General features: G+C 59.2%; 2 protein-coding genes. One reads left to right on the top strand and one right to left on the bottom strand.

Annotation, left to right across the window (positions count from 1 at the left end; genetic code table 11):
• The first annotated feature begins 267 nt into the window (after nt 1–267).
• Complete coding sequence (locus H6F57_RS23055; RefSeq protein ID WP_190624371.1) at nt 268–2,139, top strand: AAA family ATPase; 1,872 nt, start codon at nt 268–270, stop codon at nt 2,137–2,139.
• Nucleotides 2,140–2,221: 82 nt separating this feature from the next.
• On the opposite strand, the gene H6F57_RS23050 is transcribed toward H6F57_RS23055, so the two are convergent.
• Nucleotides 2,222–2,428: a hypothetical protein gene (locus H6F57_RS23050; protein ID WP_190624368.1), complete on the bottom strand. Its 207-nt coding sequence runs from the start codon at nt 2,426–2,428 to the stop codon at nt 2,222–2,224.
• Between the last annotated feature and the right edge of the window lie 98 nt (nt 2,429–2,526).

Below are 2,526 nucleotides of genomic sequence, written 5' to 3'. Positions count from 1 at the left end.
CTGGATTCGCTCCCATTGGTCATCGCGCAGGGCATAGCGTCGGCTTGTCATTCCGCTGAGTCTTGCTTTAAGGACTACCCTTCAACCCTAACCTAATTGATGACACGCCCTAGAACGGCATTATTCCTAGCCGTTGTTTCTCAATTTTTATAACGTCTCGGGCAGGGCGAAGCGGTTTGGCCGACCGGGAGTGAACCCTAAATCTGGGGAACGCTAAGCGGCACCTATCCCCTTGCTATCAGCCCCAACCCGTGATGAGTAACGCCCATGAATGACTTCTTCAAAGGCTTTGAACAACTGCTCGAACTGGCTAAAACGCTAGAAGAAAAAGCCGAAAGCGGTGAGTTCAAAACTAACGTGCAGATCAACGCCCGGAGCATGGGCAGCATTCCCCGCCAGGGCAACATCCCTAACATCGGCGTCAGCCGCATGAACCGCACCTCTGGAGACAGCGCCCCCCTCAGCGACCCCGCCGTAGAGGAAGTCATCATCACCCCACCCCCTGCCAGCAGCGACTCCCCATCCTCCCCACCCCCTTCATCTCCCCACCACCCCACCATGGGCGACGTTGGTGGCCTCTCCACCACCCTGCAAGAGCTGCGCGAACTGGTCGAAATTCCCCTCAAGCGCCCCGATGTGCTGGCTAAGCTGGGGCTAGAGCCCACGCGCGGCGTGCTGCTGGTTGGTCCTCCCGGCACGGGCAAAACCCTCACCGCCCGCTCCCTGGCCGAAGATTTGGGCGTAAACTACATTGCCATCGTTGGCCCCGAGGTGATGGGCAAATACTACGGTGAGGCCGAGCAGCGCCTGCGGGCCATTTTTGAGAAGGCCAAGAAAGCGGCACCCTGCCTAGTGTTTATTGACGAAATCGACAGCCTGGCCCCCGATCGCAGCAAGGTCGAAGGTGAGGTCGAAAAGCGCCTAGTCGCTACTCTGCTAGGCCTGATGGATGGCTTTGCCCAAACCAAGGGCGTGATCGTGCTGGCCGCCACCAACCGGCCCGACCACCTTGACCCTGCTCTCCGCCGCCCTGGCCGCTTCGATCGCGAGGTGCAGTTCCGCGTGCCCGATCGCCAGGGGCGGTGCGAGATTCTGCAAATTCAAACCCGCGACATGCCGCTAGATGGCGTAGATTTGGATGCGATCGCCGATCTAGCGGTCGGCATGGTTGGGGCCGACCTCAAGGCCCTCTGCCAAAAGGCCGCCTACTTTGCCCTGCGCCGCCAGTTACCAGATCTGGCTGGCCCCGTACCCGACACCATGACCCTGGTGCACACTGACTTTCTTCAGGCAATCAAAGAAATCAAGCCCTCGGTGCTGCGATCGGTTGAGGTGGAGTCGCCTGCGATCGCATGGGAAGACATCGGCGGCTTAGACTCTGTCAAGCAGATCCTGCAAGAATCTGTTGAAGGGGCGCTGCTCTACCCCGAACTCTATGCCCAAACGGGGGCCAAAGCGCCCCGGGGGCTGCTGCTGTGGGGGCCGCCGGGCACCGGCAAAACCTTGTTGGCCAAGGCTGTGGCCGCCCAGGCTCGGGCCAACTTTATCGCCGTCAACGGTCCCGAGTTGCTGAGCCGCTGGGTCGGTGCCGCCGAGCAGGCAGTGCGCGAACTGTTTGCCAAAGCCCGCCAGGCAGCGCCCTGCGTAGTGTTCATCGATGAAATTGACACCCTGGTGCCCGCCCGAGGCCAGTACCAGGGCGACTCAGGCGTGAGCGATCGCGTCGTCGGCCAGCTTTTAACCGAACTCGATGGTCTCCAGGGCTGCACCAACGTACTGCTAATTGGGGCCACCAACCGCCCCAGTGCCCTCGACCCCGCCATTCTACGCGCCGGACGCATCGACCTTCAGCTCGAGATTGGCCTGCCCGATGCGGCGGGGAGGCTGGCGATTTTGCAGGTGCATAATAGCGATCGCCCCCTCGACGCCGTCGATCTCAAGGACTGGTCTACCCGTACCGATGGCTGGAACGGTGCCGACTTGGCCCTGCTCAGCAATCAGGCGGCCCTCGAAGCCGTGCGTGAATATCGCGCCCAGGGCATGGTCGACCCCAGCCAAATTCGCATCGCGGCCCACCACTGGAAGCAAGCCCACCAGGCAATTCTCAGCCAGCGCAGATCGGTGGCAAATCGGGGATAAGCCTGTCGAAGCGTAAATGGGTTTCTGTTGAGCTCCTCAGCCAATTTTTGGGCCGTAGAAACCCGGTTTTTTGAGTCTATTTCTACATTGCTTCGCTAAAGATGACCTCAGAATTGCGCAATCGCCTGTAGGTGCGATAGCGATTGTACAAATCTCGATTGGAGAAAAAGAACAGAGAAACCGCCTCCCACAAAAATACCCAGCCGCCAATAAAAAGCCCTTCGGTGAGTACAGCGGTGAAAACATTAATATCCAACGGTTCTGCCAAGCGAGCTATAGCTAAAGCCACTTAGGTTAGGACACTGCTTGCTTGAGGATTGACTCGATGGCAGCCCGCAAGCCATCGTCATGGGGAAGGAGTTTTCGAATGCGGCTTTTTAACCAACC

The organism is Leptolyngbya sp. FACHB-60 (assembly GCF_014695775.1).
In the GTDB taxonomy this organism is placed as follows: domain Bacteria; phylum Cyanobacteriota; class Cyanobacteriia; order Phormidesmidales; family Phormidesmidaceae; genus Nodosilinea.
Note: the sequence above shows the minus strand (reverse complement) of the source record. Positions and strands in the feature narration are given on the sequence as shown.